Below are 23446 nucleotides of genomic sequence, written 5' to 3' on the forward strand. Positions count from 1 at the left end.
GTGCGCTGGAGGAATCAAATTGACGGCACGTACTCTTAACTGCCGACATTAAGGGACGTCACTCCGTCATCTCCCGTAGCATGGCCACGATCTCCTTCTCCACCTGCTGGATGTCGGCTTCGATCTCCTCCAGCGGGCGAGGCGGGCGGTACTCGTAGAAGTAGCGGTTGAAGTTGATCTCGTAGCCGACGAGCCCGACCTCGCCGTCCTGCGGATCCCGGCGCGTCGTGTCGATCCAGGCGTCGGGAACGTGCGGCTTCACCTCGCGCGCGAAAAACGCCTCTACGGACTCTCGTAGAGGCACGTTCTCCCTGTCGCGCCGCTCCGGATCCGGCTCGGGGCGACCCTCCCGGTCCCGGCAGATCTCCGCCTCGTCATTGCGCTGGGACAGGGCCGAGAGGATGGCTTTCTTGATGGGCGCGGCGAGCTTGAGCTCCGCCGCTCCGGCCGCCTGAGAGAGTGCCGCCTCGAAATCCGCCCGGTCCAGAAACAGCTTATCCGGAAGCCGCGCAACCAGGGCTCGGATGGCGTCCTGCTGCTCCCGGCCCGCCGCCTCGTCCCGGACCCTGGCCTCGCCCCGCTTGCGCGACACGGCGAGGTTGACGAAGGCACGCTCATCGTCGAGCCGCGCGATCCGTTCGGGACTGGCCTGGAAGTCGAGCCGGAGCGGCCGTTCGACGGTGATCTTGCGGAAGCCGAAGTGCGTGGTGGGGTAGACGCGGCTGACGATGGTCTCGCGCTCCTCGCCGTCCCGCTCGACCTTGCGGGTGGCGCCGTCCTGGAAGTCGGCCAGCAGCCGCAGGACGTCCTGCTTCCGCTCGAACGGCACCTCGCGGCGCTTGGCGCCGAGGCTCTTGCGCAGCAGGACCCAGAACGAGGTGGCGTTGACGAGTTGGACCATGCCGCGCCGCTCCGCCCGCTTGCGGTTCGTCAGCACCCAGACGTAGGTGGCGATGCCCGTGTTGTAGAAGAGCTGCTCGGGCAGGGCGATCAGCGCTTCGAGCAGGTCGTTCTCGAGGATCCAGCGGCGTATCTCGCTTTCGCCGCTGCCGGCGTCGCCGGTAAACAGCGGCGAGCCGTTCATGATGATCGCCACCCGCGAGCCGCCCCGGCCCGAGTCCTTGACGTGGGCCAGCATGTGCTGCAGGAACAGGAGCTGGCCGTCGCTGATCCGCGGCAGCCCCGGACCGAAGCGCCCCGCCGCGCCCCGGTCGTGCTCGGCGCGCACCGCGTCCTGGTCGCGCTTCCAGTCCTTGCCGTAGGGCGGATTGGCGATCAGGTAGTCGAAGCCGGTCCCGCCGTGCCGGTCGTTCGACAGCGTGCTCCCGAACAGGACGTTCTCGGCGTCGCGGCCGTCCGCCGACTTCATGAAGAGGTCGGACTTGCAGATGGCGAAGGTCTCCGGGTTGACCTCCTGGCCGAAGAGGTGGATGTCGGCGTCGGGGTTCATTGCCTCGCCGCGGCGCTCGCCGTCGCGCGTCTCGCCGGCGGTGAGGTGCTCCTTGGCGATGGTGAGCATGCCGCCCGAGCCGCAGCACGGGTCGTAGACGCTGAGCACGACCCCCCTGGTGCGCAGCCGTTCCTCGTCGCCGGCCAGCAGCAGGTCGACCATCAGGTGGACGACGTCACGGGGCGTGAAGTGCTCGCCGGGGTTTTCGTTGAGCGCCTCGTTGAACTTGCGGATGAGCTCCTCGAAGATCGTGCCCATCGCGGCGTTGTCGACCGCGTCGGGGTGGAGGTTCACCTGCGGGTCGCCGAACCGTTGCACGACCTGGAACAGGAGCCCCGACTCGTCGAGCTTGGAGATGGTGTTGTCGAAGTCGAACTTCTCGAGCACCTCGCGCATGTTGGGGCTGAACCCGGCGATGTAGTTGCGCAGGTTCTGGGCGATGTGGGGGGCATCAGCCAGCAGCTTCTCGAAGTCGTAGCGTGACGTGTTGTAGAACGCGAAGCCGGAGGCGCGCCGGAGCTGCGGGTCGAGATTGTCGATCTTGCCCGCGTACTTGGCCTGGACCTCCAGTACGCTTCGCTTGGTTGGGGCCAGCACGCAGTCGAGCCGCCGCAGCACGGTGAGCGGCAGGATGACGTCCTGGTACTTGCCCCGCTTGAAGGTGTCGCGGATCAAGTCCGCCACGCCCCAGATGAAGCTGACGATCTGGCTGTGGTTCATGTCGGGTCCGTTCCGAAATCGGATCGCCGGGCGCGGTCAGTCGTCGGTGATCTCGGCTTCGAGGATCACGGCAGCCTCTCTGCCGCCGAACGTCGAGGAGAAGACGGTCATGCCGGCGAAGTTGTACTCGGGCGGGGCCTCGTTCATCTCGCGCTGCATCGTTCCGGTCCGGTTCGTCGCGAGCAGGATGTAGCGGAAACGGCGACCCTCCGGGTCGAGCGTCATGATGACGACCGCTTCGCGACCGCCGAAGGCGGTCTCGCCGCCCTGGGTGCCGGCGAAACGGTAGCCGCGCGCTCCGGCCTCGTTCAACTCGTCCTGCATGGTCCCTGTGCGGTTGGTCGCGAGAAGCAGGTACTTCTCCGGCTGCTGAGCCAGCGCGGATGGTGCCAGGACGAGCAGGGTCACGGTGATTGCGATCGTCGCTTGGAGCTTGCGCAAGGGGTTTCCTTCCTATTCAGGGAAGCACGTTCTACGGAGCCGTCGACGCCGTGCAGTCAATCTGCCCGCCTTCAATGCCGTGCGCGGAGCAACTTGGGAGCGTCGGAGACGTTCGGAGAGGATCCTAACGGACGTGCCGGGCGGCGGTCCGTGCCGTGGTCAAGGACTTCGTTCCCGGTACTCCCGCTCCGGGCGTCGACGCGTCAGCAGTTCCAGGAAACTTGGCTGATCGGGCCGCCCGTACCGAAGCCGTTCGTCTCGGTCCAGGATCGCCAGGCACCTCGTTCGGGTCCAGCAGCCCCGCTCGGCCGCCTCGACCTGGAAGGCTGGAGCCGGCGAGCGGACTCGAACCGCTGACCTGCTGATTGCGAATCCTGATGTAGCCTGTCCAACCACGTCCGGAGGTCAGCGTACGCGACTTCGGCGGGCGATTCGCTCATCGCCGGTTCCTCACCCTCTCGTCGACGATCTTCGACACGAGTTCCCGTCGCCGCGCGTCGACGGTGGCCGTGTGCGGCAGCACCGTCCGGTACATTTCCAATGCCTGATCGGCGCTCGTGATCTCCAGTTGGTCGATCAAGACGCCGATGTCGTCCTCGTCGCTATTCCGGGCGGCGTCGATCTTCATCGCCAGCATGTGCTCCGCCGATGCGCCAGTCACGGCCAGGCCGGGCGTGTTGAAGACCGTGCGCGCCCGATCGTCCTTGGCCGGCGGCATGAACAGTCTGGCGTTCTCGTTGAGCCAGTTCGGGTCCAGATTCTCCTCTTCCGCTATCTCTTCGGCTGCGGCCAGCACCGCGTCCTTCGCGTACTCGATCCGAGCGTCGACGTCACGGGTTGTCCGCTCCCGACCGTAGCCGACGATCATCGCGCTGCCGCCGACGATGTAGAGCTGGCCCCGAATTCCGCGTGCGGCCAGCCTCGCCGAGAGCGTCTCGAACAGCTTCATGATGCGGTTGCGATCCAGGGACCCACTCATGTCGCTCACCCCCCCGGGCATCGAGGCATCTCGGATCCGGCACCGCGCCGTGACGGATGAACGCTGCGGGCGCGAACGCGATCGCCTCCTTCACCATGGTCGGCGTCGTGGGCAGGATCCAGGTGATCTCCAGGAACCGCTCGGCTTCCTCCAGCCACGCTGGCGGCTGTTGCTGGTGGAGTTCGCACAGGTGCTCTACGGTCGCGGCCAGGAGCGCATCCCATCGGGTATCCGTAGTCGGGGGCCTCTGGTTCAGCACTTTCTGCTGTTTTTCTCGCCCGAGCGACCGGAAGTTCCGGGGCAGGTCGTGCAGGATCGCCCGGGTGAGGTCTGCGTCGGTCCACCCGGCGCGTATCGCGTCGGTGTAGTCGCTGAGTGCGACCCGGGCGGGCTCGCGCGGGTGTCGTGCCGCGTCCATCGTGGTCTGGTCCGCTCTCAACGTTTCCAGCCTACGGCTCAACTTCGCCGCCGGTCAATGTGCGGCGAGCGTGCTCCAAGACACCGTGTCCGGGGTTGCGTTCGAGAACGCAAGCCCAACCGGCGAGCCAGGGCTGAGCGGCGACTAGGCATGGAAACGCGGCACGACCATGTCGCGGCCCACAGCAGCCGGTCCGACGTGGTGCTCGACGCAAGAAGCGGGCATCCCCGGCATGCGGCACCTCGCGTTCAAGCGTAGCGACATCGCCCACGGCCGGGCCGGTCCGCGGGAAAGCCGCTCGCTCGGATCTGTGGGGGCGAAAGCCGAATGGCTGAGCTTACCCGACCATCCCCCGCGAGCGAGGCGGGCCGGTACCAGATCACGCACGTACCGGCGCCCGTGCGTTCTCGAGACCGTCGCATGGGACTTCGCGAGCCGGTGCTGCCGCGCTACGAGCGGATCTGTAGCCCATGATAGACTATGCCAAAGTGCAAGAGCTCGGGAATGCAAGGAATCGGATGACACCATCATCAGGATTTCAGGCCTACGCCTGTCAAATTGTCCAAGGGTGTTCTAAACCGAGATAGAGGAGCTACGCAATGGACGGGGACACCTCGGTTGGTTCGGATGAAGAATCTACTGGGTCCACGCCTGTGTCCAGCAGCGACACTGTATCCAAGAACCGGGAGGCGGCTAGTCGCCTGATCGAAAAGGAGATTGACGGCCTAGTTGGACATCTTGATAGTCTCGGAGGGACCCTCCCATTCCTAATGGCGGCATTGGACGCTATAAGGGCGGGCGAGCGGGAGAAGCGGGATAAGTACGAAACAGACAACGCAATGGCCGTAGAGGAAACGGAAACCAAACGAACAGTTACGTTAACTGTAGAAGCTTTTGCGCCGTACAAGCGGTTGATAAAGCATCTCCAAACCGCTAGTCGCGCGACTGTCTTGCTTCCGGAGATCTTTGTTGTCGCGCTAGTCAGTCAGTACGACGCTTTCTTGGGCGGACTCGTGCGTGCGTTGATGAAGGGTAGGCCGGAGATCGTTAATGCAAGCGGCCGTAAGATGCCGTTTTCGCAACTTGTTGGCTTTGAATCCATAGAAGCTGCGCGCGACGCAATAATATATGAGGAAGTGGAGGCGCTGCTGAGGAAGAGTCACGACGAGCAGTTTTCCTGGCTTGAGTCGACGTTCAAATTGAAGCTTAGGGAGGGGCTCCAGCAATGGCCCGATTTTGTTGAGCTAACAGAACGTCGAAACTTGTTTGTTCACGCGAGGGGTATTGTGTCTCGTCAGTATCTTGACGTGTGCCGTCGGCACAGGGTGCGCGTGGGCGAGGAAATGAAGCTCGGAAAGAAACTTCATGTTACGCCGGAGTACTTTGCTAATGCGCACGGCTGCGTGCTTGAGATCGGTGTGATGCTCGGCCAAGTTCTTTGGAGGAAGATGCTTCCGGACTCCTTGCTTGATGCGGATAAGCACCTGAATCGTGTTTGTTATGAGCTCTTGGAAGAACGTCGTTACGATTTGGCGGCGACTCTCCTGGACTTTGCTGCCTGCACTTTCAAAAAAAAGTTCGGGTCTGAAGAGTACCGACGCATGATGGTTGTCAATCGGGCGCAGGCATACAAATGGCTCAAGCAGGGTGGCAAGTGCGAGAAAATTATGCAATCAGAGGACTGGAGTGCATCGCAGGACTCGTTTAGGCTGGCCGACGCGGTCCTGAAAGACGACATCGAGGCCACAACGCAGATGATGAGACGTATCGGAGCGACAGATGAAGTTGTCACAAAGGAGTCGTATCGCGACTGGCCGCTGTTTCGCGAGGTCCGTAAGCAAGAGGAATTTCGGAAAGCGTATCGAGAAATATTTGGCGAACCACTCGAGAGAGTCGAAGTGAAGGCTGGGGGCGACGGAGACGAAGACTGGCAGAACGGAACGCTGGCCGAGGAGGATGCGCCCGACAACGGGAAAGCGTCGCAGGGTCCGATTCACTGACGGTGGGCATCGCAGTTGCCAACGGTGCAACGCATCGAAGCCGGAATCATCCAGGATTCGGTTCAGCCCGGTCGAAAGCAAAAAAGCGCCCGTGGCTCGTTGGCGGTTCCGCCGTGTCCACCGACACCGATCCGCGACTTTCGCCACAGCGTTCAGCCTGCGGTTGGAGACACGAACGCCGAGATCGCGCCGGTGGTGCCGACTCGGTCGTGGGGTGCGATCCGAGCGCCACCATGACCTTCCGGACGCCGGTGGCCCGGGTTCAGGTTCGACGAGGCACGCGCCCATCTGCGCCGCCCGGTACAGGTGCCGCCGGCTGGGTGGCTTTCGGGTCGTCGGCGGGGCCGAGGCGGTCGGCACCATGCGCAACGGGCACCTGAACCCATGCCAGCACGAGCTCGAGGGACTTCGGAGTCGACGGGTTCGAGCCGTCGACTGTCGTTCGGGCTCGAGCCGCCTCTCGTCGCCGGCCTCCACCTGATGATCGGTCGGGGGATGTCGTCGTCAGTGAGCCCTGGATGCCAGAAGGCGACTGTGCCGCGCCGCCACAGGATCGGGATCTGCACCCTATGTGCACCCTACGCGAGCAGGGGCCGCGACCGTAGCGTTCGGCGCGCGCCCGCAAATAACTGAAAAAAAGGAGAAAAGCTGGAGCCGGCGAGCGGACTCGAACCGCTGACCTGCTGATTACGAATCAGCTGCTCTACCAACTGAGCTACGCCGGCTTCTCCTGCGCGAGGAGGAGGGTCGGAGCGCCGCTCGCTGCTGCGCGCCAACCGAAAATGTTAGCACAAGGCCAGGCCGCGCCGGCCGCCGAGCGCGGCTCGAAGCCGGCGCCGGCTCAGCCGGCGGTCGAGCGCCGCTCGAAGAGGACCCGCCCCTCGTCCGACAGCAGCACCCACAGGCCATAGCCCCCGAGCGCCGTGCCGAAGGGGAAGTTGAGCAGGTGCAGCAGCGACAGCACGACGGTCAGCATGCGCGCCCACGGCCGGTACGTCATCAGGCCGAAGCCGGCGGCGATGCCCGGCACCGACAGGGTCAACACGATCATCGTCAGCACCGTGCCGACGATGCCCACTATGGGGACGGCAATCCAGGCGTCGGGATCCGACGCGGCGCCGAGGCCGATCAGGCCCGCTGCGCCGCCGAAGATGAGCAGGATCGCGAGCGCGGCGACCAGGCCGATGGCGCCGAACGCGATGTGGAAGGCGCCGAGAATCGTCACATGTCGTTCCATGGATGGCTCCACCGTGAGCGTCATTGCCAGCGCGCGGCGCAGACTCCTAGAATAGCCTGTTGCCGTCGCCGCGCCGGGCGTCGCCGTGGCGGTCGTCTCGTCCGTCGAGCCCCGGGCGCGCGGCGCGTGCCGCGGCGGGGTCGCCACCATGCGCATGCCGGAGCCGAACCGCCAGCAGCCCGTCGGGCAGATCGTCATCCGGGGCGCCCGCACCCACAACCTCAAGAACATCGACCTGACGCTCCCGCAGGAGCGGCTGATCATCGTCACCGGCGTGAGCGGCTCGGGGAAGTCGTCGCTGGCCTTCGACACGGTCTACGCGGAGGGACAGCGGCGCTACGTGGAGTCGCTGTCGGCCTACGCCCGGCAGTTCCTCGAGCGGATGGAGAAGCCGGACGTCGACCGCATCGAGGGCATCTGCCCCGCCATCGCGATCCGCCAGAAGAACAGCGTGCGGAACCCGCGTTCGACGGTCGGCACGACGACGGAGATCTACGACTACCTGCGGCTGCTCTTTGCGCGGGTCGGCCGTACGATCTGCCGCGGCTGCGGCGTGGAGGTGACGCGCGAGACGCCGGAGGCGGTGGCCGGCAGGCTCGCGGCCCTGCCGGACGGGACGCGGCTGCTGGTCGGCTTCGTCCACGCCGTGGACGGGGCGGCGCGAGTCCGCGCGGCGGGCGACGGGGCGTCCGCGGCTGCCGGCGGCGCGGATCCGGTCGCGGCGACCGGTGGCCCGGGCGCGGCCGCGGCGACCGATGTTCCGGACCCGGCTGCGGCGGCCGCTGACGCGAGCGCGGTCGCGGCGGCGCTCGACGGCCTCCGTCGCAAGGGATTCGGACGGCTCCACGTGGACGGCCGCGCGGTCTCGTTCGACGATCTCGACCCGGAGGCGCTGGCCGGCAGCGACGCGCTGCAGGTCGTGGTGGACCGCATCCGGACCGCGGCGGCGGCGCGGCCCCGGTTGACCGAGGCGATCGAGACCGCGTATCAGGAGGGGGGCGGAAACGCGTTCGCAGTGGAGGTGGGCGGCGCCGAGCCGGCGCGCCACGAGTTCAGCGAGCGCTTCGAGTGCCGCCCCTGCGGAATCGCTTACGAGGAGCCGCAGCCGACGCTATTCTCCTTCAACAGCCCGTTCGGGGCGTGTCCGACCTGCCACGGCTTCGGTAACGTGATCGAGCTCGACATGCGTCTGGTCGTGCCCGACGAGACGAAGTCGATCGCGCAGGGCGCCGTCGAGCCGTGGACCAAGCCGCACTACCGCTCGCATCTGGCCGACCTGAAGCGGGCCGCCCGCCGCCGCGACATTCGGATGACGGTCCCGTGGTCGGAGCTCTCGGACGAGGAGCGGCGCTTCGTGATCGAGGGGGACGGCGCCGGTTACGACGGTATCCGGGGCTTCTTCAGCGCGCTGGAGCGCAAGAAGTACAAGGTGCACGTGCGGGTGTTCCTGAGCCGCTACCGCGGTTACCGCGCCTGTGCGGACTGCGGCGGCACGCGCCTGCGGCGCGAGGCCCGCGACGTGCGGGTCGGCGGCCGGACGATTGACGAAATCGCGGGGTTCACGGTGGCGGCGGCGTGCCGGTTCTTCGAGGACCTGACGCTGTCGGCGAAGGAGACCGCCATCGCCGAGCGGGTGATCCGCGAGATCCGGCGGCGGGTCGGGTTCCTGAGCGGCGTCGGCCTCGACTATCTGACGCTCGACCGGCTGTCGTCGACCCTCTCCGGCGGCGAGGCGCAGCGGATCAACCTGGCGACCTCGCTCGGATCGTCCCTCGTAGGCACGCTGTACGTGCTCGACGAGCCGTCCATCGGGCTGCATCCCCGCGACAACGAGCGGCTGATTCGCATCCTCGGGCAGCTCCGCGACCAGGGGAACACGGTGCTGGTGGTGGAGCACGACGCCGACATGATCCGCGCCAGCGACTACGTGGTCGATCTCGGCCTCGGCGCCGGCACGCGCGGCGGCCGCGTGGTGTATGCCGGCGGGCTCGACGGCCTGTCGCGCGAGACGACGTCGCTGACCGCGAAGTACCTGCGCGGAGACCTGGCCATCCCGATCCCGGCGTCGCGCCGCCGGCGGCTGCCGAACAGCCAGGCCCTGCGGGTGCGCGGCGCGGCCGAGCACAACCTGAAGGGCATCGACGTCGAGATCCCGCTGAACATGCTGACCTGCGTGACCGGCGTCAGCGGCTCGGGCAAGTCGACGCTGGTGCACGACGTGATGTATGCCGCGGTCAAGCGCGCGAAAGGGGCCTGGGAGAAGCGCGTCGGCGCCCACGACGGGATCGACGGTGTGGAGCTGCTGAACGACGTCGTGCTCGTCGACCAGACCCCGATCGGCCGCACCCCCCGCTCGAATCCGGTGACCTACCTCAAGGCCTTCGATCCCATCCGGGAGCTGTTCGCGGCCACGAGGGCAGCGCGGGCGCGCGGGTTCTCCCCGAGCCACTTCTCGTTCAACGTGCCCGGCGGGCGCTGCGACGCGTGCGAGGGGGAGGGGGAGGTCCGCGTGGAGATGCAGTTCCTGGCGGACGTGTTCATGCCGTGCGAGCAGTGCGACGGCAAGCGGTTCAAGCCGCAGGTGCTGGAGGTGACCTGGCGCGGGCTGCGGGTGGACGAGGTGCTGGACCTGACGGCGCGCGAGGCCCTGCAGTTCTTCGGCTCGTCGCCCAAGGTGGTCCGCAAGCTGAAGGTGCTGGACGAGATCGGCCTCGGGTATCTCCGCCTCGGCCAGCCGGCCACGACCCTTTCGGGGGGCGAGGCGCAACGCATCAAGATCGCGGCGCACCTGTCGACGCGCCACGGCGATCGCTCGCTGTACATCTTCGACGAGCCGACCACCGGCCTGCACTTCGACGACATCTCCAAGCTGCTGGCCGCGTTCTCGAGGCTGGTCGACGCCGGGCACACCCTGCTCGTCATCGAGCACAATCTGGACGTCATCAAGACCGCGGACTGGATTGTCGATCTGGGCCCCGAGGGGGGCGAGGCGGGGGGCGAGGTCGTCGTGGCCGGACCGCCGGAGCGGGTGGCGGAGCATGCCGGGTCGCACACCGGGCGCTACCTGCGCGAGGTGCTGGCCGCCCTGCGCGCCCCCGCCTGACGGGACGACCGTGGGCAACGCGGACCGCCTGCCGCGATCGTTCTACCGCGGGCCGCCGCTCGAGGTGGCCCGCGCGCTGCTCGGCAAGGTGGTCGTGCACCGCGGCCGGGGCGGCCCCGCGGCCGGCAGGATCGTCGAGGTCGAGGCCTACGGCGGGGAGGACGATCCGGCGTGTCACGCCGCGGCCGGCCTGACGCCGCGCAACGCGCCGCTCTACGGGCCGCCCGGCTACGCCTACGTCTATCTGAATTACGGCATCCACTACCTGCTGAACGCCGTGACCGGGCCGGCGGGGTTCCCGGCCGCGGTCCTCATTCGCGCCCTCAGCCCCCTGGAGGGCCTCGACGGGATGCGCCGCCGGCGGTCGGGGCGGCGGGGCGCGGCGCCGCCGCCCGACGAGGCGCTCTGCCGGGGGCCGGGCAACCTGACGCGGGCGCTCGGGGTCACGCTGCGGCAGAACCGGTTGGACCTGTGCGGCCCGCGCCTGTTCGTCGAGGATCGCGGATTGCCGGTGGGGCCGGTCCGCTGGGGGCCGCGCATCGGGATCACGGTCGGGACCGGGCGCCGGTGGCGGGGTTGCCTGGCCGATTCCGCGGCGGTTTCGCGGGGCGGGCCGCCTTGAGATTCGGCCCGCCGGCGTCTTGGACCGCGCCGGGCCGCTGTAGTACCATCTGCGGCCGCATATGGAGTCCATTCAGGCCACCCGAATCCGCAAGGGCATGTTGATCAAGATGAACGCGACGCTGTACCGCGTTCTCGAGTTCAACCACGTCACGCCCGGCAAGGGCCGCGCGTTCGTGCAGACGCGGATGCGCAGCGTCGTCGCCGGCACCCAGACCGATCACAAGTTCGCTTCCGGCGATTTCGTCGAGCGCGCGGTGCTCGACACGCGCAAGATGCAGTATCTCTACGCCGACGGCGAGGGGTATCACTTCATGGACACCGAGTCCTACGAGCAGGTGCATCTGACCGGGGAGACGCTCGGCGACGCGGTCAGCTACCTGCTGCCGGACGCGACCATCACCGTGGAGTTCTTCGAGGGCTCGCCGGTCGGGATCGAGCTGCCCCTGACGGTCGACCTGGCGGTCGAGGAGACCGCGCCCGCGATCAAGGGCGCCACGGCGAGCGCGCAGCTCAAGCCGGCGCGGCTCGAGACCGGCCTGGTGGTGCAGGTCCCGCCCTTCGTCAGCAACGGCGACAGGGTCCGTGTGAACACCGACACCGGCGAGTATCTCTCGCGCGCCTGACCGGAGGGGAGACATCGACGTTCCCCGAGCGGTCGGCGTCGCGCTGTTCGCGCTGGGCGTCGGCTTTCTCGTCGCCAACCTGCGCATCCTCGGACAGTTCGTCCTCTATCGCCGGCTGCGCGCATCGGCCCTGTTGACCTGGCCGAGCGAGAAACCGCCGTTGTACGGCTGGCTGCTGGCCCTCGGCGTCGTGGCCGGCGTGCTCGTCTTCATCAAGCTGGTGGTGCAGCAGCAGCCGCCGCAACGGGCGTTCGGCGAGGGAATGATGCTGCTCTACTACGCCTACGCGGTGCCGTTGCGGGTGCGCATCGGGCGGGGGCTGTACGCCGGCGGCATCTGGTCGGACAGCGGCTACGTGCCGTACTCCAAGATCGGCGGCCTGAGCTGGCGCGAGGAGTCCACGATCACGCTGGTCATCATCTACCGGCTGCGCAGCCTCGCCCGGCGGCTCACCGTGCCGCAGGCCCACTACGGCGAGGTGCGCCGGCTGCTGCGGGACAAGATCGCCGCTCACGACATCCACTTCACCGGCAAGACGCTCGACCTGGGGGGCGACCAGCGCGACGTGGTATGAGCCGCGCGCCGGGCGTCTGCGCCGTAGCGTCATGGAGAGGAGAGATGGGCGGGAGCGCCAAGCCGGCGAGGCGTTTCGGCGCGCTCTCGGGGCGCTATTGCAGCAGGGCGGCCAGGATGCCGATCAGGCCGGGTCCGCTCGCCACCGGGTCGCCCAGCCACCCCGGCGGGGTGAGCCAGATGAACGCCAGGATGGCGATGACCATCAGGTCGTACTGCCAGGTCGCGCGCTCGAAGGTCCAGTAGAGCGCGTGCCAGACCATCCGGAGCGGCAGGGTCATCACCCGCGACACGCTCATGCCGGCAGCTCCCGGTTGTCCGAGCGCACCGCTCGCCACGTGAAGTAGATGCGGTCGAGCACGGTCAGCACCGACAGCACCAGGATGACCCACAGGACGGCGGCCATGCGGTTGGTGAACGCCCCGATCATGAACAGCACGATCCGCTCCGGCCGCTCCATGAAGCCGACCTTGCAGAGGGGGATGATCGACTCGGCCCGCGCCCGCGTGTAGCTGGTCATCACCGAGAAGGTGAGCGTGAGGGCCGCGATCAGGACGTAGTCCGGACGCTCGAGCGTGGCGTAGAGGTAGATGAGGCCGGTCAGGATGAACAGGTCCGAGAACCGGTCCATGACCGAGTCCCAGAAGCCGCCGAAGCGGGAGCTCAGCTTCAGCTCGTCGGCCACCTTGCCGTCGATGAAGTCGAAGATGTTCGCCACCAGCATGATCCAGCCGGCGAGGCCGAAGCGGCCCGTGGCCAGCGCCCAGCCGGCGGCCCCGTTGATGATGACGCCGGTCAGCGTCAGCACGTTCGGGTGAATCCGAAGCGCTACGCACAACGCGATGATGGCGCGGAGCGGTAACAGGCAGGCGCGCCCAATGGCGCCGGTGAACGTCATCGATGCTCGTCAGGTGATCGGCCCGGCCCTATATTCTAGAGGCGGATGGCGATTCGGGATCTGCGGGACGCGATCGCCCGGCTGCCGGAGCAGCCTGGAGTCTACCTGTACTTCAACGGTCGTGGGGAGACGATCTACGTGGGGCGCGCGCGCGCCCTGCGCGACCGGGTCCGCAGCTACCTGGGCGCGTACGGCAGCAGCCCGAAGACCGACGCGCTGCTCGACGAGGCGGCCCGGCTGGAGGTGATCGTCACCGATTCGCTGGTCGAGGCGCTGGCTCTCGAGAACAACCTCATCAAGGCGCGATCGCCGCGCTACAACATTCTCCTGCGGGACGACAAGAACTACCCCTATCTGCAGCTCACCACCGCCGAGGCGTTCCCGCGCGTCCTGGTGGCGCGGCAGGTGGCGCGCGACGGCAACGTCTACGCCGGTCCGTTCATGCCGGCGGCCTTCGCCCGCAAGACGATGTCGCTGACGCACCGGCTGTTCGGGATCCGCTCGTGCAACGAGGTGATTACCGGGCAGCGGGACCGGCCGTGCCTGGAGTACGACATCAAGCGCTGCGTCGCGCCCTGCGTGTCCGAGGTCTGCAGCCAGGAGCAGTACGCCGAATCGGTCGAGCAGACGCGGCTGTTCCTGGAGGGGCGCACCGACGAGGTCGTCGGCAGCCTGCGGCGGCAGATGCAGGAGGCGTCCGACGGCGAGCGCTACGAGCGCGCGGCGCAGTGCCGGGACGCGATGCGCACGGTCGAGACGCTGCGCGACCGGCAGCAGAAGATGGCGACGAGCCGGCTCGGCGACCGGGACGCCTTCGGCGTGAAGCTGGGGCCGGACGGCGGGGTGATCCAGATCTTCCAGATGCGCCGCGGCCGGGTCGTGGAGCGGGTCGAGCTGGTGGCCGATGACGTGCAGGCGGCGACCGAGAGCGAGCGCGACCTGGTGCAGGCGGCGGTGCAGCAATTCTACGCGGCGCACGACGTGCCGCCCGAGGTGCACGTGCCGGTCGAGGTGGAGGAGCGCGAGGAGGTGGAGCGCTGGCTCTCCCTGCGCGCGGGGCGCCGCGTGAAGCTGCACGTGCCCAAGCGCGGCGACACCCGCGGCCTGCTGGACCTGGCGACGCGCAACGCCGGGCTGGCCTACGACTCGCGCTACAGCGAGGACGCCCGGGTCCACGCCGGGGCGCTCGAGGAGCTGCAGCGCGTGCTGGACCTGCCGGCGGCGCCGCACCGGGTCGAGTGCTTCGACATCTCGACGGTGCAGGGCCGCGAGACCGTCGGCTCGCTGGTCGTCTGCGAGGACGGGCGGATGCAGCGCGGCGAGTACCGCAAGTTCCGGGTGCAGGGACTCGGTGCGGCCCGCGGGCGGGGCCGGCGGAAGGCCGCGGCCCGCTCCCGCCCCGCGGACTCAGCGGCGCCGGCGCGGGAGCCCCGCGCCAGGCCGGACGACTTCGCGGCGATGGAGGAGGTCGTCCTGCGGCGCTACCGCCGGTTGCTGGAGGAGGGCGGACCGTTCCCGGATCTGGTGGTCGTCGACGGCGGCAAGGGCCAGTTGACGTCGGCGTACCGCGCCTTCGAGACGCTCGGCCTGGGCAATCTCGTCGCCGTGGGCATCGCCAAGCGCGACGAGGAGCTGTTCACGCGCGGGGCGTCCGAGCCGATTCGCCTGCCGAAGACCAGCCCCGCCCTGCACCTGGTCCAGCGCGCGCGCGACGAGGCGCACCGGTTCGCGGTGACGTACCACCGGCGGGCGCGCAGGATGCGCGATTTCGAATCCGAGCTCGACCTCATCCCCGGGATCGGCGCGCGCCGGCGGCGGGCGTTGCTGGAACGGTTCGGGAGCCTCGCGAACGTGCGCCGCGCCTCACGCGAGGATCTGCTGCCGGTGATCGGCCCCAGGCTCGCCGCCGCCGTCCTCGATCATTTCGCGCGGCTGCCCGTCAAGACCTGATCCCGTACGTGCGGACGCCGGCTCCCGGCCCGTCCGGTCGCGTCGAGTCGAGGCGGGGCGGGGCTTGCCCGCCCGCCGGCCCTGCCGTATGCTGATAGCCGGTGTTCGATACCGGCCCCGCGATCATCTGTTTCCTACCGGTTCTCTTTCTCTCCCCGGCGTTCGGCGGCCGGCGCGCGCCCGGGCCGCGTTTCGCGATCCGTTCCGCAGATGGCCGATAGAGCGAAGCCGCGCGTCGTTTCCGGGATGCGCCCGACGGGCAGGCTGCACCTGGGGCATCTGGCCGGCGCCCTCGGCAAGTGGGCGGATCTGCAGGCCGACTACGACTGCATGTACTTCGTCGCGGACTGGCACGCCCTGACCAGCGAGTTCGCCGACACGTCGGGACTGACCGGTTACGCGTACGACAACGTCGCCGACTGGATCGCGGCCGGCGTCGATCCGGAGCAGAGCACGCTGTTCGTGCAGTCGCTGGTGCCGGAGCACGCGGAGCTGTACCTGCTGCTGCAGATGGTGGTGCCGATTCCCTGGCTCGAGCGGGTGCCGACCTACAAGGAGCAGATCGACCAGTTGGCGGAGCGCGACCTGTCGTCGATAGGCTTCCTGGGCTATCCGCTGCTGCAGACCGCCGACGTCATCATCTACGACGCGCGGTACGTTCCCGTCGGCGATGACCAGGTGCCGCACCTGGAGCTGTCGCGCGAGGCGGTGCGCCGCTTTCACCAGTTTTTCGGGGAGGTCTTCGTCGAGCCGCAGCCCCTGCTGACGCACTTCCCGCGCCTGCCGGGCCTCGACAACCGCAAGATGTCGAAGAGCTATGCGAACACCATCGACATGGCGGACGACGCGAAGACGGTGCGCAAGAAGGTGATGCGCATGTTCACGGATCCGAAGCGCGTCCGGGCCGACATCCCCGGCACGGTCGAGGGCAACCCGGTGTTCATCTACCACGACGCCTTCAACCCCGACACCGCCCAGGTGGACGACTTCAAGGCGCGCTATCGGGCGGGCACGGTCGGCGACGTCGAGGTGAAGGTGGCCCTGGCCGACGCGATCAACGCGCGCCTGGATCCGTTGCGGGAGCGGCGGGCCGAGATTCTGGCCCGGCCCGGCCGGATTCGTGAGATCCTGCAGGACGGCTCCGCACGCGCCCGGACGACGGCCCGCGACACGATGGAGCGGGTGCGCGACGCGGTGGGGCTGCGGTACGGCGCGGGGCAGGGGTGAGGAAGCGGGGTCGACCCACATGGCCGAACGCGACGCGCACTTGACGGACGCGGCGGTCGCCGGCGCCGATCCGGACGCGCCGCCCGGCTTCGAGTCGATTCTGCCGGACTACCCGGTCCGGCTCACCAACTTCGAAGGGCCCCTCGACCTGCTGATTCACCTCATCAAGAAGAACGAGGTGGACGTCTACGACATTCCCATCGCGCTGATCTCGCAGCAGTACCTGGAGTACCTGGATCTGATGCGGGAGATCAACCTGGACGTGGCCGGCGAGTTCCTGGTGATGGCGGCGACGCTGATCCACATCAAGTCGCGGATGCTCGTTCCGCGCGTGGAGGCCGGGGCGGAGGCCGACGCGGAGGAGGAGGATCCCCGCGAGGCGCTGGTGCAGCGCCTGCTCGAACACCAGCGGTTCAAGGCCGCGGCGGAGATGCTGCACGAGTGCGAGACGGTGCGCAGCGCGCAGTGGACGCGCCCCGACGAACGGGTCGACGAGATTGCCGGCGCCCCGTTCGAGCGCGAGCTCGAGGTCGATCTGTTCAGCCTGCTCCAGGCCTTCCAGGCGGTCCTGGCGCGGTCGCGGGACCGGCGGAACAGCGTGCCCCTGCCGGCGGACTTGATCTCAATCGAGGCCCGCATGGAGGACATGCTGGGCCGGCTGGCGCAGGGCGGCCCATGCGGATTCGACGACCTGTTCGCCGACGTGTCGTCCCGGCAGGAGATCATCGTGACGTTTCTCGCTACGCTGGAACTGATCCGGACCCGGTTGATTCGCGTGCTCCAGGCCCGTGTCTGCGGGCCGATTCGGATCTACCTGAGCGAGCCGGCGGCCGCGCCGGCGGCAGAGGCGGTGTCCGGCGGCACGGACTCGAACGATGACGTCGGGGAGGAGCCGGGGTGATCGACGCGCTGGCCGATCTGAAAGCGACCATCGAGGCATTGATATTCGCGTCGCCGGACCCGCTGACGCTGAAGATCCTGCTGAAGACGCTCGACGACGAGCCGCGCGAGCACGTCGAGGAGGCGCTGGCCGCGCTTCGCCGGGACTGGGACGACAGGCCGGGCGGCCTGCAACTGGTCGAGGTGGCCGGCGGCTATCAGATCGTCACCCGGCCGGAGTTGCACGACCGCGTGCGGCGGCTGTTCCACGAGCATTCCAGCCAGCGCCTCTCGGTACAGGCGCTCGAGACGCTGGCCGTCATCGCCTACCGCCAGCCGGTCACCGGACCGGAGATCGCCGAGATTCGGGGCGTCAACACCTCGGGAGTCATCGGTACGCTGGTGGACCGGCGCCTGGTCAAGGTGGTCGGACGCAAGGCGGTGATCGGCCGGCCGTTCCTCTACGCCACCACCCGCGAGTTTCTCGATCGCTTCGGGTTGAAGGACCTGACCGATCTGCCGAAGGTGGAGGACATGGCCGAGGCGTTGGGGATGGAGGTGCCGCCGGCCCTCGCCGCCGACGATCCGCGGGACGCGGCGCTGCCCTTCGAGCCGCCGCCCGGGAGCGTCGCGGGGCCGGGCGCCGGCGCCGGGAAGGTCCACTGAGTCCCCGCACCCGGCATGTCTGCTGCTGAACCGATGGTCGAGCCGGCGGTCCCTCTCGCGGGGCTCGTGCGACTGCAGAAGCTGCTGTCGGCGGCCGGGGTCGCCTCCCGGCGGGCGGCCGAGCAGCTCATCGCGGACGGCCGCGTGACGGTGAACGGACGGACCGTGCGGGAGCAGGGCACGCGCGCGGACCCGGCGCGGGACGACGTGCGCGTCGACGGGCGGCGGATCGCGCGGGAGGTGCGGCGCCGGTACGTCGTGCTGCACAAGCCGCGCGGCTACGTCACCACGCGGAGCGATCCCCACCGGCGGAAGACGGTACTGGATCTGGTCCCCGACGTGCGGGAGTACGTCTATCCGGTGGGCCGGCTCGACTACGAGTCCGAGGGGCTGCTGCTGTTGACCAACGACGGGGCGCTGGCCGCCGTTCTGACACATCCGCGCCACGGGGTCGCCCGCGTCTACGAAGCGACCGTGCGCGGCGTTCCGAGCGTCGCGAGGCTGCGCCGCCTCGCCGCCGGGGTCGAGATCGACGGCCGCCCGACCGCGCCCGCCGAGGTGCGGATGCTGCGCGGCGGCGCGCCGGGGCGGACCGCCGAGGCGCGCGTACGCATCGTGATCCGCGAAGGACGCAACCGGCAGGTCCGCCGCATGTTCGACGCGATCGGACATCCGGTGCGGCGGCTGCGCCGGACGCGCCTGGGTCCCATCAGCCTGCGCGGGCTGCGGCCCGGCGCGGCGCGTGAGCTGACGCCGGCCGAGGTCGGCGCGCTGCGCCGCGCGGCGCGGCCCGCATCGCCGGGGACGGCATTGGAACAGGGGCGGGCATGAGCGCCCCGGACGTCATCGCCATCGACGGGCCGTCCGGCGCCGGAAAGGGCACGGTGGCGCGGGCCGTGGCGCAGGCGCTCGACTGCCGCCACATCGACACCGGGGCGATGTACCGGGCCGTCGCCTGGCGGACCCTCCAACAGGGCGGGGCGCTCGACGACGAGCCGGCCGTCGCCGCGGTCGCCGCCGGTGCGGACTTCGACCTGGACGGGACACGCGTCGCCATCGACGGGCACGACGTCAGCCGGACGATCCGCACCCCGGAGATGGACGTCGCGGCGGCCGCCGTGGCGAGGCTGCCGCGGGTGCGGGCGGCGCTCGTCGCCCGCCAGCGGAGCCTCGCCGTCGCCGGCAGCGTCGTGATGGAAGGGCGCGACATCGGGACCACCGTTTTCCCGGAGGCGCCGGTGAAGATCTACCTAGACGCCTCCCCGGAGGAGAGGGCGGCCCGCCGCGCGCGGGATCCGGCGCACCGGTTGTCGCCGGGCACCGGCGTGGCGGAGGTGGCCCGCGCCCTCGACGCGCGCGACCGGCTCGACCGGACCCGGCGCGCCTCGCCGCTGGAGCAGGCGCCCGACGCGGTGCGGATCGATACCACGGGGCTGCCGGTGGACGCGGTGGTACAGCGGGTGATGAAGGTCGTCCGCGAGCGCTGGCAGGGCGCCCGCGGGAGTTGACGCGCTTTCGGTAACTGACGTACAGTCATGCGCTTACAGCGCATCGGGGGATGCGTGAAGCGGGGCTGACGGCCGCCGCGCCGGTGGCTGCATCGATAGCGGGAGCCGGATCGGGAGGAAGGACAGAACAGGATGATGGACGTACCAGACGACGCGGCCCAGGTGGAGGCCGCCGGCGCCGTGGAGAGCCCCTCGGCCGCGCCGAAACCTCCCGAGCCGGCGCGATTCGTGGATCCGGACGAGGAGATGGTCGATCCGGAAGAGCACGCCCGCCTGGTGGCTCTCTACGAGGGCAGCCTGAAGAACATCGCCGAGGGCGAGGTCATCAAGGGCACCGTGCTCAGGGTGTCCGACTCCGAGGTGATCGTCGACGTCGGCTACAAGTCGGAGGGCCTGATTCCCCTGTCGGAGTTCTACGACGAGAACGGCGATCCGATGGTCCATCCGGGCGACACCGTCGACGTGCTGCTCGAGCGGACCGAGGATCGCGACGGCCATATCGTGCTCTCGCGCGAGAAGGCCGAGAAGATGAAGATCTGGGACGAGGTCGAGAAGGCCTATGCGGATCGCAAGGTCGTCATCGGCCGCGTGATCGAGCGCATCAAGGGCGGCCTCGCGGTCGATATCGGCGTGCGCGCGTTCCTGCCCGGCTCGCAGATCGACGTCCGTCCCGTCCGCAACCTCGATTCGCTGCGCGGCCAGGAGCTGCGCATGCGCGTGATCAAGGTGAACAAGAAGCGGGGCAACATCGTGCTGTCCCGCAAGGTGCTCATCGAAGAGGAGAACGCGGAGAAGAAGAAGGACACGCTCGCGAACCTCGCCGAGGGCAAGGTCATGCAGGGCGTGGTGAAGAACATCACCGACTACGGCGCCTTCATCGACCTCGGCGGCATCGACGGGCTGCTGCACGTCACCGACATGTCGTGGGGCCGGGCGCAGCACCCCTCCGAGCTCTTCAACGTGAACGACGAGGTGGAGATCATCGTCCTGAAGTTCGATCCGGCGACCGAGCGCGTGTCGCTGGGCTACAAGCAGCTCCACGCCGATCCGTGGACGTCCGCCGCGGACCGCTACCCCGTCGGGCAGCGGCTGCAGGGCAAGGTGGTCAGCCTCACCGACTACGGCGCCTTCGTCGAGCTCGAGCCGGGGGTGGAGGGCTTGATCCACGTTTCGGAGATGTCCTGGAGCAAGCGGGTCAAGCACCCGTCCAAGCTGCTCAACGTCGGCGACATGGTCGAGTCGATGGTGCTCGGCGTCGACCCGAACGCGCGTCGCATCGCGCTCGGGCTGAAGCAGATCGAGAGCAACCCGTGGCAGCAGCTCGGCGACAAGTACCCGGTAGGCTCGAAGATCACCGGCACCGTCCGCAACCTGACCGAGTTCGGCGCGTTCGTCGAGGTGGAGGAGGGCATCGACGGCCTCATCCACATCTCGGACATGTCCTGGAGCAAGCGGCTGAAGCACCCCTCCGACGTCATCAAGAAGGGTGAAGAGGTCGAGGCGATGGTTCTCAACATCGATCCCGAGAACCAGCGGCTCTCGCTCGGCCTCAAGCAGCTTGCGACCGATATCTGGGACGACTTCTTCTCCACGACGAAGGTGGGCGACGTCGTCGAGGGCAAGGTGGTGCGGATCACCAGCTTCGGCGCGTTCGTCGAGCTGGCCGAGGGGATCGAGGGCCTGATCCACGTCTCCGAGTTCGAGGACCAGGGGCGCGGCGACAAGACCGAGCTCACGGTCGACGAGACGATTCAGATGCGGGTGATCAAGCTCAGCCCGTCCGAGCGGAAGATCGGACTGAGCGTGCGGGCGCTGACCAGCGAGAACTTCGAGGCCGACTGGCGCAGCTATGCCAGCAGCGAGTCGCCCGAGGTGACGCTGGGGGATCACTTCAAGCAGCAGACGTCGTCCGACTAGTGGCGCGGACGTCGTCCGGCAGGGGCGCGGGGCTGGCGCGCTGAATCGAGGGAGGGCGTGGACCGGGGCAGCATGACCAAGGCGGTGTTGGTCGAGGAAGTGGCCCAGGTCACCGATCTCACCAAGAAGCACGCCGAGGTCATCGTCGAGACGGTGTTCCGCAGCATCGTCGATGCATTGCACCGCGGCGAGAAGATCGAGCTGCGCGGCTTCGGGAGCTTCAGGCTCCGGCAGCGCGAGCCGCGCCGGGGACGCAATCCGAAGACCGGCGACCGGGTCGACGTGCCGCCCAAGAAGGTCCCCTACTTCAAGCCCGGCAAGGAGCTCAAGGAGCTGATCAACCGCGACCCGGACGGGCTCTCGCCGCCGGGCGCGGCGGACGTCCAGTCGCCGGCGCCGCCGGTGGCCGGTGGCGCCGACGCATTCCCGAAAGCGGATCGCATCGCGCACGAATCGGAGCCCCCGCGCCCGTTGCGGGGCGTACGCCCGCCGGTGGGCCTTCGCCGTCAGGCATCGCCCCGTTGATCCGCCGCCTGCCGTGAGGGTGCTTTTCGGTGCAACGCCTCTGGGCCCCGTGGAGACTGGAGTACGTGACCGGCGCCGCCGGCGGTGAGTCGGCCGCATGCGTCTTCTGCGCCGCCCTCGACCCGGCGAACCCGTCGCCGTACATCGTGTTTCGCGGAGAGCGCACCTTCGCGATCCTGAACAAGTACCCGTACAACAACGGCCACCTGATGGTCGTCCCGATGCGGCACGTCGCCCGTCTCGCGGATATGACCACGGCGGAGCTGACCGAGCTGATCACGCTCACGCGGGTCGCCGAAATGGCCTTGACGGAGTCCTACGGCGCGCATGGCATCAACGTCGGCATGAACCTCGGCCGCCCGGCCGGCGCGGGCGTGGTGGGCCATCTCCACGTGCACCTCGTGCCGCGTTGGGACGGCGACACCAACTTCATGACGGTCGTCGGCGATACGCGCGTGGTTCCCGAGGAGCCTGCCGCAAGCGTGGCCCGCCTGCGGCCGGTCTTCGAGCGCCTGGCGGCGGCGCCGTCGGGCGGGGATGCGCCATGCAGCTCGAGCTGACGGCGGAGCAGGCGCGCTTTCAGCAGGCGGCGCGGGATTTCGCCGACACCGCGGTGGCGCCGCGCGCCGCGGAAATCGACGCGTCCGACCGTTTCCCGGCGGATCTCGTGTCCGCGGCGGCGGCGCGGGGGCTGCTGGGCGTGACGGTTTCCGAGGCATGGGGGGGCGCCGGCCGCGACTACGTCAGCTACGCGCTGGCGATCGAGGCGGTGGCCGCCGCCAGCGCGACGCTGGGCGCCGTCCTGGTGGTCAACAACTCGCTCGTGGCCGAGGTCCTGCAGCGCTTCGGCGCCGCGGAACAGAAGGACCGCTGGCTCGCGCGGCTCGCGTCGGGACGGGCCGTCGGCGCGTTCGCCCTTTCCGAGGCCCAGGCCGGGACCGATGCCGCCCGGCAGGAAACGACCGCGGCGGCGGCGGGTGACGGTTACGTGCTGCGGGGGCGCAAGGTCTGGGTGGCCAACGGCGCCGCGGCGGAGGTTGCGGTCGTCTTCGCGGCGACCGGGCCGGCCGCCGCCGGCCGCGGCGTGAGCGCTTTCCTCGTCCCGACGGACCGGCCGGGGCTGACGCGCGAGCCGACGGCGGATCCGCTCGGTGTGCGCGGTCTCGGATGCGTCGATCTGCGGTTCGACGACGTCGAGGTCGGCGCGGACGCGTTGTTGGCCGGCCCCGGCCGGGGATTCGACGTCGCGAAGTGGGCGTTGGACGGGGGCCGCATCGCCATCGGGGCCGAGGCGCTGGGCGTCGGGCGGGCGGCGTTCGACGAGGCGTTGCGTCACGCCCGGACCCGCGAGACCTTCGGCCGTCCCATCGGCCGATACCAGGCGGTCCAGTGGCCGATTGCCGACACCGCCACCGAGCTGGAGGCGGCGCGCATGCTCGTCCTGCGCGCGGCGGCGGCCAAGGACGTGCGGGAGCGGATCCCCCTGGAAGCCTCGATGGCCAAGCTGGCCGCCTCGGAGGCGGCCCTGCGCGCCGCGGATCGCGCGATGCGCATCCTCGCCTCGGCCGGCTACCGGTGCGGCACGGTGGTGGAGCGGCTGCTCCGGGACGCGCGGGCGCTGGAGATCGTGGCCGGCACCTCCGAGGCGCAGCGGATGATCATCGCCGCGCAGGTGTCCGGCGGGACGGGTTCCCGCTGAGGGGGCCGC

21 protein-coding genes and 1 tRNA gene are annotated in these 23446 nt (G+C 69.0%); 15 read left to right on the forward strand and 7 right to left on the reverse strand.

Features of this window, described 5'->3' with window-relative positions; all coding sequences use genetic code 11:
• Positions 1–58: 58 nt before the first annotated feature.
• The 3 genes from F4X11_26770 to F4X11_26780 all read right to left on the reverse strand — a co-directional run bounded on the left by F4X11_26770 (position 59) and on the right by F4X11_26780 (position 3590).
• Complete coding sequence (locus tag F4X11_26770) at positions 59–2170, reverse strand: SAM-dependent DNA methyltransferase (protein MYN68576.1); 2112 nt, start codon at positions 2168–2170, stop codon at positions 59–61.
• A 36-nt stretch (positions 2171–2206) separates the two neighbouring features.
• Complete coding sequence (locus F4X11_26775) at positions 2207–2611, reverse strand: hypothetical protein (GenBank protein MYN68577.1); 405 nt, start codon at positions 2609–2611, stop codon at positions 2207–2209.
• 436 nt (positions 2612–3047) lie between these two features.
• Positions 3048–3590 carry a nucleotidyl transferase gene (locus F4X11_26780; protein ID MYN68578.1) on the reverse strand — a complete coding sequence of 181 codons (543 nt, stop codon included), beginning with the start codon at positions 3588–3590 and terminating at the stop codon, positions 3048–3050.
• 1017 nt (positions 3591–4607) lie between these two features.
• On the opposite strand from F4X11_26780, the gene F4X11_26785 reads away from it, so the two are divergent.
• Positions 4608–6008, forward strand: coding sequence for a hypothetical protein (locus F4X11_26785; GenBank protein MYN68579.1), 1401 nt, complete (start codon positions 4608–4610; stop codon positions 6006–6008).
• A 649-nt stretch (positions 6009–6657) separates the two neighbouring features.
• Here the strand turns inward: F4X11_26785 and F4X11_26790 are convergent.
• Both F4X11_26790 and F4X11_26795 read right to left on the reverse strand, forming a co-directional pair.
• A tRNA-Thr gene (locus F4X11_26790) sits at positions 6658–6733 on the reverse strand.
• Positions 6734–6849: 116 nt separating this feature from the next.
• Positions 6850–7245 carry a hypothetical protein gene (locus tag F4X11_26795; protein ID MYN68580.1) on the reverse strand — a complete coding sequence of 132 codons (396 nt, stop codon included), beginning with the start codon at positions 7243–7245 and terminating at the stop codon, positions 6850–6852.
• Between the two features lie 154 nt (positions 7246–7399).
• Here F4X11_26795 and uvrA point away from each other — a divergent pair, with 154 nt between their 5' ends.
• The 4 genes from uvrA to F4X11_26815 all read left to right on the forward strand — a co-directional run bounded on the left by uvrA (position 7400) and on the right by F4X11_26815 (position 12169).
• Positions 7400–10348 carry an excinuclease ABC subunit A gene (gene uvrA, locus F4X11_26800; protein ID MYN68581.1) on the forward strand — a complete coding sequence of 983 codons (2949 nt, stop codon included), beginning with the start codon at positions 7400–7402 and terminating at the stop codon, positions 10346–10348.
• Positions 10284–10970: a DNA-3-methyladenine glycosylase gene (locus tag F4X11_26805; GenBank protein ID MYN68582.1), complete on the forward strand. Its 687-nt coding sequence runs from the start codon at positions 10284–10286 to the stop codon at positions 10968–10970. The genes uvrA and F4X11_26805 overlap by 65 nt, the downstream gene beginning before the upstream one ends.
• A 61-nt stretch (positions 10971–11031) precedes the next feature.
• Entirely contained in the window at positions 11032–11595 is a 564-nt protein-coding gene (efp, locus tag F4X11_26810; GenBank protein ID MYN68583.1) for an elongation factor P, read from the forward strand.
• 133 nt (positions 11596–11728) lie between these two features.
• Complete coding sequence (locus F4X11_26815) at positions 11729–12169, forward strand: hypothetical protein (protein MYN68584.1); 441 nt, start codon at positions 11729–11731, stop codon at positions 12167–12169.
• 94 nt (positions 12170–12263) lie between these two features.
• On the opposite strand, the gene F4X11_26820 is transcribed toward F4X11_26815, so the two are convergent.
• Entirely contained in the window at positions 12264–12467 is a 204-nt protein-coding gene (locus F4X11_26820; GenBank protein ID MYN68585.1) for a hypothetical protein, read from the reverse strand.
• Positions 12464–13066, reverse strand: a complete 603-nt coding sequence (locus F4X11_26825) for a CDP-alcohol phosphatidyltransferase family protein (GenBank protein ID MYN68586.1) — start codon at positions 13064–13066, stop codon at positions 12464–12466. Before F4X11_26825 ends, F4X11_26820 begins: the two co-directional genes overlap by 4 nt.
• 45 nt (positions 13067–13111) lie before the next feature.
• Between F4X11_26825 and uvrC the strand changes: the two genes are divergently transcribed.
• The 10 genes from uvrC (at position 13112) to F4X11_26875 (ending at position 23437) form a co-directional block, all read left to right on the forward strand.
• Entirely contained in the window at positions 13112–15016 is a 1905-nt protein-coding gene (uvrC, locus tag F4X11_26830; GenBank protein ID MYN68587.1) for an excinuclease ABC subunit UvrC, read from the forward strand.
• Positions 15017–15226: 210 nt separating this feature from the next.
• The gene (gene trpS, locus F4X11_26835) at positions 15227–16243 is read left to right on the forward strand and encodes a tryptophan--tRNA ligase (GenBank protein MYN68588.1); all 1017 of its coding nucleotides are present in this window, start codon (positions 15227–15229) and stop codon (positions 16241–16243) included.
• 19 nt (positions 16244–16262) lie between these two features.
• The gene (locus F4X11_26840; protein MYN68589.1) at positions 16263–17144 is read left to right on the forward strand and encodes a segregation/condensation protein A; all 882 of its coding nucleotides are present in this window, start codon (positions 16263–16265) and stop codon (positions 17142–17144) included.
• Entirely contained in the window at positions 17141–17788 is a 648-nt protein-coding gene (scpB, locus tag F4X11_26845) for an SMC-Scp complex subunit ScpB (GenBank protein ID MYN68590.1), read from the forward strand. Before F4X11_26840 ends, scpB begins: the two co-directional genes overlap by 4 nt.
• Positions 17789–17821: 33 nt before the next feature.
• Positions 17822–18619, forward strand: coding sequence for an rRNA pseudouridine synthase (locus tag F4X11_26850; GenBank protein MYN68591.1), 798 nt, complete (start codon positions 17822–17824; stop codon positions 18617–18619).
• Complete coding sequence (locus tag F4X11_26855; protein ID MYN68592.1) at positions 18616–19296, forward strand: (d)CMP kinase; 681 nt, start codon at positions 18616–18618, stop codon at positions 19294–19296. Before F4X11_26850 ends, F4X11_26855 begins: the two co-directional genes overlap by 4 nt.
• Positions 19297–19542: 246 nt before the next feature.
• Complete coding sequence (locus F4X11_26860; GenBank protein MYN68593.1) at positions 19543–21213, forward strand: 30S ribosomal protein S1; 1671 nt, start codon at positions 19543–19545, stop codon at positions 21211–21213.
• Between the two features lie 72 nt (positions 21214–21285).
• Positions 21286–21738 carry an integration host factor subunit beta gene (locus F4X11_26865; GenBank protein MYN68594.1) on the forward strand — a complete coding sequence of 151 codons (453 nt, stop codon included), beginning with the start codon at positions 21286–21288 and terminating at the stop codon, positions 21736–21738.
• Positions 21739–21767: 29 nt separating this feature from the next.
• The gene (locus tag F4X11_26870; protein ID MYN68595.1) at positions 21768–22298 is read left to right on the forward strand and encodes an HIT domain-containing protein; all 531 of its coding nucleotides are present in this window, start codon (positions 21768–21770) and stop codon (positions 22296–22298) included.
• A complete protein-coding gene (locus F4X11_26875) occupies positions 22283–23437 on the forward strand; it encodes an acyl-CoA dehydrogenase (GenBank protein ID MYN68596.1) in 1155 nt (384 codons plus the stop codon). Before F4X11_26870 ends, F4X11_26875 begins: the two co-directional genes overlap by 16 nt.
• Positions 23438–23446 lie beyond the last annotated feature (9 nt).

Source organism: Acidobacteriota bacterium (assembly GCA_009861545.1).
Classification (GTDB): Bacteria; Acidobacteriota; Vicinamibacteria; order Vicinamibacterales; family UBA8438; genus WTFV01.

Bases quoted from the DNA above. Each gene is read 5' to 3' on its own strand.
- uvrA (MYN68581.1), top strand. From the start codon at position 7,400: ATGCCGGAGCCGAACCGCCAGCAGCCCGTCGGGCAGATCGTCATCCGG.
- F4X11_26795 (MYN68580.1), bottom strand. From the start codon at position 7,245: ATGGAACGACATGTGACGATTCTCGGCGCCTTCCACATCGCGTTCGGC.
- F4X11_26770 (MYN68576.1), bottom strand. From the start codon at position 2,170: ATGAACCACAGCCAGATCGTCAGCTTCATCTGGGGCGTGGCGGACTTG.
- F4X11_26875 (MYN68596.1), top strand. From the start codon at position 22,283: ATGCAGCTCGAGCTGACGGCGGAGCAGGCGCGCTTTCAGCAGGCGGCG.
- F4X11_26840 (MYN68589.1), top strand. From the start codon at position 16,263: ATGGCCGAACGCGACGCGCACTTGACGGACGCGGCGGTCGCCGGCGCC.
- uvrC (MYN68587.1), top strand. From the start codon at position 13,112: ATGGCGATTCGGGATCTGCGGGACGCGATCGCCCGGCTGCCGGAGCAG.
- F4X11_26855 (MYN68592.1), top strand. From the start codon at position 18,616: ATGAGCGCCCCGGACGTCATCGCCATCGACGGGCCGTCCGGCGCCGGA.
- F4X11_26820 (MYN68585.1), bottom strand. From the start codon at position 12,467: ATGAGCGTGTCGCGGGTGATGACCCTGCCGCTCCGGATGGTCTGGCAC.
- F4X11_26860 (MYN68593.1), top strand. From the start codon at position 19,543: ATGGTCGATCCGGAAGAGCACGCCCGCCTGGTGGCTCTCTACGAGGGC.
- F4X11_26825 (MYN68586.1), bottom strand. From the start codon at position 13,066: ATGACGTTCACCGGCGCCATTGGGCGCGCCTGCCTGTTACCGCTCCGC.
- F4X11_26850 (MYN68591.1), top strand. From the start codon at position 17,822: ATGGTCGAGCCGGCGGTCCCTCTCGCGGGGCTCGTGCGACTGCAGAAG.
- trpS (MYN68588.1), top strand. From the start codon at position 15,227: ATGGCCGATAGAGCGAAGCCGCGCGTCGTTTCCGGGATGCGCCCGACG.
- efp (MYN68583.1), top strand. From the start codon at position 11,032: ATGGAGTCCATTCAGGCCACCCGAATCCGCAAGGGCATGTTGATCAAG.
- F4X11_26785 (MYN68579.1), top strand. From the start codon at position 4,608: ATGGACGGGGACACCTCGGTTGGTTCGGATGAAGAATCTACTGGGTCC.
- F4X11_26780 (MYN68578.1), bottom strand. From the start codon at position 3,590: ATGAGTGGGTCCCTGGATCGCAACCGCATCATGAAGCTGTTCGAGACG.
- F4X11_26865 (MYN68594.1), top strand. From the start codon at position 21,286: ATGACCAAGGCGGTGTTGGTCGAGGAAGTGGCCCAGGTCACCGATCTC.
- F4X11_26805 (MYN68582.1), top strand. From the start codon at position 10,284: ATGCCGGGTCGCACACCGGGCGCTACCTGCGCGAGGTGCTGGCCGCCC.